This is a genomic window from Campylobacter sp. CNRCH_2016_3089 (assembly GCF_025772505.1).
Classification (GTDB): Bacteria; Campylobacterota; Campylobacteria; order Campylobacterales; family Campylobacteraceae; genus Campylobacter_D; species Campylobacter_D lari_D.
Window position 1 is genome coordinate 24,142 of sequence record NZ_JAKMSF010000013.1, and the last position, 9,413, is coordinate 33,554.

Consider the following 9,413-nt stretch of genomic DNA (forward strand, 5'->3'; position numbering starts at 1 on the left):
ATATGTCAAGAAGTACTCCTTTAAAAAGAGTTAGAAATATAGGTATCGCAGCTCATATTGATGCAGGTAAAACAACTACTAGTGAGAGAATTCTTTTCTTTACAGGTATGAGCCATAAAATTGGTGAGGTGCATGATGGTGCAGCTACAATGGACTGGATGGAGCAAGAAAAAGAAAGAGGTATCACAATTACTTCTGCTGCTACAACTTGTTTTTGGAAAAACCATCAAATTAACCTTATAGACACTCCAGGCCATGTTGACTTTACAATTGAAGTTGAAAGATCAATGCGTGTTTTAGATGGTGCAGTTGCGGTATTTTGTTCAGTAGGTGGAGTTCAACCACAATCAGAAACTGTATGGAGACAAGCTAATAAATACGGTGTTCCAAGAATTGTTTTTGTAAATAAAATGGACAGAATTGGTGCAAATTTCTTTAATGTTGAAGAACAAATCAAAAATCGTTTGAAAGGTAACCCAGTTCCACTTCAAATTCCAATCGGTGCTGAAGATAATTTCAAAGGTGTAATTGATCTTATTACCATGAAAGCTTTGGTATGGGAAGATGAAAATAAACCAACTGATTATGTAGAAAAAGAAATTCCAGCTGAACTTAAAGAAAAGGCTGAAGAATATCGCACAAAAATGATAGAAGCAGTTTCTGAAACAAGCGATGAATTAATGGAAAAATACCTAGGTGGTGAAGAGCTTACTCAAGAAGAAATTAAAGCAGGTATTAAAGCAGGATGTTTAAGTCTTTCTATGGTTCCTATGCTTTGTGGTACAGCTTTTAAAAATAAAGGTGTTCAGCCATTACTTGATGCTGTTGTTGCTTATTTACCAGCTCCTGATGAAGTTGCTAATATTAAAGGTGAATATGAAGACGGTACAGAAGTTTCTGTAAAATCAACTGATGATGGTGAGTTTGCAGGCCTAGCATTTAAAATTATGACTGATCCTTTTGTTGGGCAATTAACTTTCGTTCGTGTGTATAGAGGAAGTTTAGAAAGCGGTTCTTATGCATACAACTCAACAAAAGATAAAAAAGAAAGAATCGGTCGTCTTTTGAAAATGCACTCTAATAAAAGAGAAGAGATTAAAACTTTATATGCAGGAGAAATTGGAGCGGTTGTTGGACTTAAAGACACACTAACTGGTGATACTTTGGCAAGTGAAAAAGATAAGGTTATTTTAGAGAGAATGGATTTTCCAGATCCTGTTATTTCAGTTGCTGTTGAGCCTAAAACAAAAGCAGATCAAGAAAAAATGTCTATTGCTTTAAATAAATTAGCTCAAGAAGATCCAAGCTTTAGAGTTTCAACAGATGAAGAAAGTGGTCAAACTATCATTTCAGGTATGGGCGAGCTTCACTTGGAAATTATCGTTGATAGAATGCTTCGTGAATTTAAAGTTGAAGCAGAAGTAGGTCAACCTCAAGTTGCTTACCGTGAAACTATTAGAAAAACAGTTGAGCAAGAATACAAATACGCTAAACAATCAGGTGGTCGTGGACAATATGGTCATGTATTCTTAAGACTTGAGCCACTTGAACCAGGTAGTGGATATGAATTTGTAAATGATATCAAAGGTGGGGTAATTCCAAAAGAATATATTCCAGCAGTTGATAAAGGTGTTCAAGAAGCATTACAAAATGGTGTTTTAGCGGGATATCCTGTTGAAGATGTTAAAGTAACTGTTTATGATGGAAGTTACCATGAAGTGGATTCTTCTGAAATGGCATTTAAACTTGCAGCTTCTATGGGCTTTAAAGAAGGTGCTAGAAAAGCAGGTGCTGTAATCTTAGAACCTATGATGAAAGTTGAAGTTGAAACTCCAGAAGAATACATGGGTGATGTTATTGGTGATTTAAATAAACGCCGTGGCCAAGTAAATTCAATGGATGAAAGAGGTGGTAATAAAATTATTACAGCATTTTGTCCTTTGGCCGAGATGTTTGGTTACTCAACCGATCTTAGAAGTCAAACTCAAGGCCGTGCTACTTATTCTATGGAATTTGATCACTATGATGAAGTTCCAAAAAATGTTTCTGAAGAAATTATCAAAAAAAGAAACGGTTAATCTATCAAGATGAGCTTATTGCTCATCTTGAATTATTTGTGTCCCTTTGAATTAATTAAATTAATTACTCCTTCATTAATTTCATATGCTTTTCCAAAACCTTTAACATATCTTCCATTTTTCAGTATAAGTTGAAATAAATGAAAATCTTGCATATTTTTAATGACATGGATTATTTCATTATTACTTTCATTTTCATAAGTATTTAATACTTGCTCAAAGAGTTGATTATCTCTTGTTATTTCTATACACTCTATTCTAAATTTAAGTCTTTTTCTTGCAAAGATTGATATGCAATCTTTTTCATCTTCTATAAACATAATTTCTATGTTTTGATTATTGTATTTTACTCCTTCAAAGTGTTCGGCAATTTCACTAATATAAATATAAAAGTCATTTTTGTTTTTTATAATAGGAGTATATGAACATATGGTTTGATTATTTAAATTTAAGGACGATATCATAATGCTTTTGCATTCTTGTATAAATTGATTAATTTCATCATGTAGTTGCATAAAAATTTTCCTTGTAAGTTAAAATGAATAAGATTTGAGGGTTGTAGAAAAGTAAAAAGAAGAGTTTGTTACTCTTCTTCATCAGTATTTTTGCGTACAACTTTAATGCGTTCTATGCTATTTCCATCCATCTTTTTGACTTCGTAGTAGCAAAATTCATCTTCTATTCTATCTCCAACCACCGGTAAGCGTCCTAAAAGATTGAAAACATATCCACCTATAGTGACTTGTTCTAATTCTTCATTAAAGCGTATATCAAGCATTTCTTCTACTTCGCTAATTTCATATCTTCCTTGAAATTCATAGATATTTTCTGCAAGCTTTTTAAAATGTGGACTAGAATCATCATGCTCATCGTTAATATCACCAACAATTTCTTCCATAATATCTTCCATAGTTAAAAGACCAGCGGTTCCGCCATATTCATCTACTACTAATGCTGTATGTACTTGTTCTTTATTCATCATGAAAAGAACTTTAGATATGCTGATATTTTCTGGAACTAGGATCATTTTGATTAGAAAATCATCTAAATTTTTCTTATCTTTGCTAAGTTCATTTTGCATAATGTCTCTAATATGCACCATACCTAAAATGATATCTTTAGAACCATCTATGTATGGAAAGCGTGTATGTTTATACTGACAAACTATTTGCATATTTTCTTCATAGCTTTTTTGTTTATTAAGACAAATCATATCTTTTCTAGGTGTCATGATTTCTTTTGCTACTGTATCTGAAAAATCGACAGCATTGCGTATGATTTCAGTTTCAAATTCATCTAAAACTCCACCTTTTTGGCTTTCACTCGCAATAAATTTAATCTCTTCTTCAGAGTGACTTAATTCGTGTTCTTTGGCAGGTTTTATACCTATAATTTTTAAAGAAACTGCAGCTAAAAAGTCAAATGTTTTAATGAAAGGTAAGAAAAGTAACCAAAACAAATGCAATGGTCTTGCAGCCCATAAAACAGCTCTATCTGCAATGGCTATAGCAATGCTTTTTGGGACCAACTCGCCTAGCACAACATGCAATAATGTGATAATAGCAAAAGCAATAATAAATGCTATGGTATGGATTAATGCTGGAGTTAAACCTAAATTTGCTAGAGGAACTTCAAGAATTTTAGCAATAGCAGGTTCGCCTATCCAACCAAGAGCAAGAGAGCTTAGCGTAATACCAAGTTGGCAAGCACTTAAATAAGTATCTAGTTTTGAAGTGACTTCCAAAGCTTTTTTTGCATTGCGTTTTTTCTCTTTTACCATTTCTTCAAGTTTTGATCTACGCACTTTAACAATAGCAAATTCAGATAAAACAAAAAATCCATTTAAAAGCACTAAAGCTAATGCAACAAGAATCATAAAAGTAGAATAGCCTATATCAATAGAGGCAACAGTAGGTAGTGTTTGATTTAAGTCTAAAGATTGACTGGGGTCCAAAAAAACTCCTTTAATAAAATTTCGCAAAATTATATCAAATCAAAACTATAAAATTAGCTTAAAAATAATGATATATTTTAAATTAATTTAATGTTTTCTATATTCTATATTTTTTTCAAATTCATCTAAACGCTTGTAAATACTACGAAGCTGTGTGATAGTTGTCCAGTTGGTGATAAAAATGCTAAATGAAGATCTAACCTGGTCAAAAGCATTACCAACTTGTATGATAATTCCAAGTTGTATAAGTCCTAAAAATAAACTTGGAGCCATGATTAAAAAGGGTACTATAACCATGATTTGCTCAAATAAATAAAGCCATATATTAAAATACCCATAATGTAAAAATAATCTTTTATAATTGATTTTAAGCCCGGTAAATAAACTTAAAATACTTTCATCGCTTGCATAATTTTTTCTATCATCTTCAGCAAAAACAAGTTCTTTTCTAAAAGCAGCTTCGGCTTTTTGATTGTTATATTCTAGTCCAGGTAGTTTTATACCTACAAACCATGATATAACTAAACCTCCTAAAGAAACCAAAAATGCAATCCATACTAAAGAGCCATTAATATCTTTTAAGATAGGTAAATTAACATGTGCACTTAACATCCATAAAATTGGCACAAAAGCAACTAAAGTCATAATTGCTTTGACAAAAGCTAACCCTAAACTTTCTATGATTTTTGAAAAATTATAGATATCTTCTTGAATTCTTTGTGAACTACCTTCTATGTTATCATCTTTTTTTTGCCAAAATTTAATATAATCAAAAGTCATAGCCTCGCGCCATTTAAAAGCATATATGCTTCCAAAATATTGCGTGATAGTAGCGATTAATACATAAGGCAGTGCTAAATATAAAAATTGTTTAATAAAATAATAAAAATCATTTATGCTATGATTTTTTGCATCTTGTAAAACATCGTAAAATTCTTTATACCATTCATTTATTGCTACATTAATAGAGGTTTGTGCTAATAAAGAAGACAATAAAAAAAACAGACCCAAGTAAGCCCATAAAGCCCATTTTTTAGAATAAAAAAAAGATTTAAACATTTTAAATTTCTTTCAGCATTTTTTCATAATGTTTTATTGTGTGTTTTTTTGCTTTAAATATTATACTAAAAATCATAATAAAACAACTTGCGACTAAAAATCCAGGAATGATTTCATAAATTTCTATAAAATTTGAACCAAAATGCTTATAAAATACAACAGTTAAAGCTCCACTAACCATTCCAGCTATCGCACCTTCTTTGCTCATATTTTTATAAAATAAAGAAAATAAAATAACGCTTCCAAAACTAGCTCCAAAACCTGCCCAAGCATAAGAGACTATGCTTAAAATTTGACTTTGAGTATCAAGTGAAAGTATAAAAGCTACACACGCTACAATCAAAACACCTAAGCGTGATAACAAAGTAATATTTTTATCATTTGTTTTTCTTTTTAAGATTTGTGTATAAAAATCTTGTACCAAGCTGGAAGCGCATACTAGCAATTGAGAACTTGCAGTACTCATAATGGCTGCTAAAATTGCACTGAGTAAAATTCCCGCCACCCAAGGGTTAAAAAGCACTTGAGACATTACAATAAATATTCTTTCAGGATCATTTAAAGTAAGATCAAATTTAGCTATATAAGCAATACCTAAAAATCCTATCATAGCAGCACCAAATAGAGAAATTACCATCCAAGTTATGCCTATAAAAGTCGCAGTAGGAATTTCTTTTACATTTTTTATAGAAATAAAGCGAATTAAAATATGAGGTTGGCCAAAATATCCAAGCCCCCAGGCCAAGGTTGATGCTACCACTAGCCAACCACCACCATCTAAACCAAAAGCTTGAGGTTTTACATCATTTATAGTAGAAAAAGCTTCGCCAAAGCCGCCAAGTTCAAAAATCATCACAAAAGGAATGGTGATTAATGAACTCATCATTAAAAGTCCTTGTATCATATCAGTCCAGCATACGGCTTTATAGCCACCTAAAAAAGTATATAAAACAATAACTAAAAATCCAATACTCAATGCAAAAATATAAGGCAAATTAAATACACTTTCAAAAAGTTTAGCACCACTTACTAATCCAGCACTAATGTAAATAGTAAAAAATACTAAAATAACTACCGCACAAATACTTCTTAAAATATGTCTATCATCATGAAAGCGACTTTCAAAAAAATCAGGAATTGTAATACATTCTTTGGCTATTTGAGAAAAAATCTTTAATCTTTTAGCAACAAAGGTCCAGTTTAGAAACATACCAAAACTTAAACCTATGGCTATATAAATTTGTCCCAATCCAGCTGCGTATAAAGCACCGGGAAAAGCCATTAAAAGCCAACTACTCATATCAGAAGCACCTGCACTTAAGGCAGATATTATAGGTCCCATTGATGCATTTCCAACAAAATAATCTTTACTATTTTGATTTTTTTTGTAAAAATAAAAACCTATAAAAAGCATTAAAAATGCATAGGTAATAAAAGTAATAATAATAGGATAAGAAAATTCCACACTTTGTAATTTCATAAGTGTCCTTAAAAAATTTAAAAAATCATCATTTTACTTGTTTTATTTTAAAAAAACATTATAAAAATTATTTTTTATTTCAATGCTTTATAAAGTTTTTTTGTTACAATTTTCAAAAAAATTAAGGATAGTTAATGAAAAATCTTTTAATTATAGGTGCAGGTGGTGTAAGTCGCGTTGCAACTGTAAAATGTGCAATGAATAGTGATGTTTTTAGTAAAATAACTCTAGCAAGTAGAACTAAAAGTAAATGTGATGAAATAGCAGCTTTTATAAAAGAGCGTTTAGGTATAGAAATTCAAACTGAGCAAATAGATGCAGATGACACATCTGCTGTTGTAGAACTTATTAAAAAAACAGGAACTGAAATTTTGTTAAATGTGGCTTTGCCTTATCAAGATCTTGCTTTAATGGATGCGTGTATTCAAACTAATATTCACTATGTAGATACTGCAAATTATGAACATCCTGATTTAGCTAAATTTGAATATAAAGAACAATGGTTAAGAAATGATAAGTTTAAACAAGCAGAAATTTTAGGACTTTTAGGAAGTGGTTTTGATCCAGGTGTTACTAATGTATTTTGTGCTTATGCGCAACAAAATTTATTTGATGAAATTCATTATATTGATATACTAGATTGTAATGCAGGTGATCATGGATATGCCTTTGCAACTAATTTTAACCCTGAGATAAATTTAAGAGAAGTATCTGCTAAAGGTCGTTATTGGGAAAATGGAAAATGGATAGAAACTGAACCTATGGAAATAAAAATGGAGTGGGATTATCCTGAAGTAGGAGTAAAGGATAGTTATTTGCTTTATCATGAAGAGCTTGAAAGTTTAGTAAAAAATATCAAAGGTCTAAAAAGAATAAGATTTTTTATGACTTTTGGACAAAGTTATTTAACTCATATGAAATGTCTTGAAAATGTTGGTATGCTAGGCATTAAACCTATTATGCATCAAGGTAGAGAGATAATACCAATAGAATTTTTAAAAACTTTACTTCCTGATCCTGCTAGTTTGGGCCCTCGTACTAAAGGTTACACTAATATAGGTTGTGTGATTCGTGGTGTAAAAGATGGAAAAGATAGACAAGTTTATATTTACAATGTTTGTAATCACGAAGAATGCTTTAAAGAAACTGGAGCGCAAGCTGTAAGCTATACTACAGGTGTCCCTGCTATGATAGGTACGAAATTAATTGCTAAAGGAATTTGGCAAGGAAAAGGTGTGTTTAACATGGAAGAATTTGACGCCAAACCTTTCATGGATGAGTTAAATACTCAAGGACTTCCTTGGAAAATTATAGAAATGGAGCCAAATTTAGGAAAATAATCTCAAGTCTTTTTGACTTGAGAAAGTTTTATAATGACGCAATTATTATTAAGTATAGATTGGACGCCTTTTTTAGTTTCCATAAAACTTTCTATTATTACTTGTATAATTTTGTTTTGTTTTTGCATACCTCTTGCTTGGGTTTTTACTTTTAAGCAATTTAGAGCAAAAAAAATTCTAGAAACTATAATAACCTTACCTTTAGTTTTACCACCGTCTGTTGTTGGTTTTTACTTGTTGATTTTATTTTCAAAATATTCTTTTTTTGGAGAATTTTTAGAAAAATATTTTAATATCACTTTAGCTTTTACTTTTGAAGGCTTGGTAATAGCAAGTTGCATTTACTCTTTACCTTTTATGTTTAATCCTTTATATAATGCAATGTCTTTAATTTCTAAAAATATTATAGAAGCAAGTTTTTCTTTGGGAAAAAATTCTTTCATCACACTTTTTAAAGTAATCTTACCAAGTATCAAACCAGCTATACTCAGTGCTTTAGTAATAAGTTTTGCACATACTATGGGCGAGTTTGGTATAGTATTAATGATAGGTGGTTCTTTAAGCGGAGAAACAAAAGTAGCTAGTATTGCTATATATGAAAGTATGGAAAATTTAGATTTTGCCACAGCTCATATTTATAGTCTCATACTTTTAATTTTTAGTTTTGTTGTTTTGCTAAGTGTAAATTTGTTAAAAAATAAATAACAAAGACTTATTTTATTGTATAATCAATTTATATCTTAAATTTAAAGGAGAAATGATGGATAATTCACTATCAGGATATACTAAAAAATATGACAATGAAGGATATGGCTTACAATATCCAGATGGACATGTTATAAGATTTTATGAGAGAATCTTAAAATACAAATTAAACAAAACAAGTGGAAATTTACTTGATTTTGGTTGTGGAAATGGAGTTCATTCTAAGTATTTTCAAGATGTAACGGGGGGGGGGGTATTAATGCTTATGGTATAGATATTGTTCCTAGCTTAAAAAATACTTGGAAAAAAGATCCTAAGATAAATGAAAATAATTTTCATGTTATTACATCAAATTCTAGTTTTAAAAATTTATTTGATGTAAAAATGGATTTTATTTTTGCAAATCAAAGTTTATATTATCTACCAAACAAAGACTTTCAAAAAACTATTGAAGAATTTTATGATTTATGTAATGATGGAGCAATAATTTTCGCGACAATGATTAGCTCTAAAGCTTATCAAGAATTTGTTGCAGGAGATGTTAAAGATAATGGTTTAGTGGAAGTAAAATCTAGTCCAAGATTAAATGGCGAATCTACTTATATAAATTTTACAAATACGATTGAAGAATTAAAAGAAAAATTTAAACCTTTTAAACCATTATTTTGGGGAGATTATGAATTAATAAATTTATATAATTTTGAAGGAAGTATACAGCATTTTATTTATATAGGGGAAAAATAATTTTATATGATAAAGACTTTATCAAGTCTTTATCATCACTTTCCACCCCTTCC

The 9,413-nt window shown here is 30.3% G+C and carries 9 protein-coding genes; 5 read left to right on the forward strand and 4 right to left on the reverse strand.

Going from position 1 to position 9,413, the window contains the following annotated elements:
* Positions 1–2 precede the first annotated feature (2 nt).
* Positions 3–2,078, forward strand: a complete 2,076-nt coding sequence (gene fusA / locus L8W69_RS08065) for an elongation factor G (protein ID WP_039617755.1) — start codon at positions 3–5, stop codon at positions 2,076–2,078.
* A 32-nt stretch (positions 2,079–2,110) separates the two neighbouring features.
* On the opposite strand, the gene L8W69_RS08070 is transcribed toward fusA, so the two are convergent.
* The 4 genes from L8W69_RS08070 to putP all read right to left on the reverse strand — a co-directional run bounded on the left by L8W69_RS08070 (position 2,111) and on the right by putP (position 6,571).
* The gene (locus L8W69_RS08070) at positions 2,111–2,593 is read right to left on the reverse strand and encodes a pyridoxamine 5'-phosphate oxidase family protein (protein ID WP_263666849.1); all 483 of its coding nucleotides are present in this window, start codon (positions 2,591–2,593) and stop codon (positions 2,111–2,113) included.
* 68 nt (positions 2,594–2,661) lie between these two features.
* Positions 2,662–4,032, reverse strand: a complete 1,371-nt coding sequence (locus L8W69_RS08075; RefSeq protein WP_263666850.1) for a hemolysin family protein — start codon at positions 4,030–4,032, stop codon at positions 2,662–2,664.
* Positions 4,033–4,119: 87 nt separating this feature from the next.
* Positions 4,120–5,091 carry a putative transporter gene (locus L8W69_RS08080; RefSeq protein WP_263660796.1) on the reverse strand — a complete coding sequence of 324 codons (972 nt, stop codon included), beginning with the start codon at positions 5,089–5,091 and terminating at the stop codon, positions 4,120–4,122.
* Position 5,092: 1 nt separating this feature from the next.
* On the reverse strand, positions 5,093–6,571 hold the full coding sequence (gene putP / locus L8W69_RS08085; RefSeq protein ID WP_263666851.1) for a sodium/proline symporter PutP: 1,479 nt from the start codon (positions 6,569–6,571) through the stop codon (positions 5,093–5,095).
* A 134-nt stretch (positions 6,572–6,705) separates the two neighbouring features.
* Here putP and L8W69_RS08090 point away from each other — a divergent pair, with 134 nt between their 5' ends.
* From L8W69_RS08090 to L8W69_RS08105, 4 genes are all read left to right on the forward strand, one after another.
* Positions 6,706–7,911 carry a saccharopine dehydrogenase family protein gene (locus L8W69_RS08090; protein ID WP_263666852.1) on the forward strand — a complete coding sequence of 402 codons (1,206 nt, stop codon included), beginning with the start codon at positions 6,706–6,708 and terminating at the stop codon, positions 7,909–7,911.
* A 33-nt stretch (positions 7,912–7,944) separates the two neighbouring features.
* Positions 7,945–8,616, forward strand: coding sequence for a molybdate ABC transporter permease subunit (gene modB, locus L8W69_RS08095; protein WP_263659884.1), 672 nt, complete (start codon positions 7,945–7,947; stop codon positions 8,614–8,616).
* A 55-nt stretch (positions 8,617–8,671) separates the two neighbouring features.
* Positions 8,672–8,890, forward strand: coding sequence for a class I SAM-dependent methyltransferase (locus L8W69_RS08100; RefSeq protein ID WP_263666853.1), 219 nt, complete (start codon positions 8,672–8,674; stop codon positions 8,888–8,890).
* A gap of 110 nt (positions 8,891–9,000) precedes the next feature.
* Positions 9,001–9,360 (forward strand): hypothetical protein, encoded by a 360-nt coding sequence (locus tag L8W69_RS08105; RefSeq protein WP_133319916.1) that lies wholly within the window; start codon positions 9,001–9,003, stop codon positions 9,358–9,360.
* Positions 9,361–9,413: the final 53 nt, after the last annotated feature.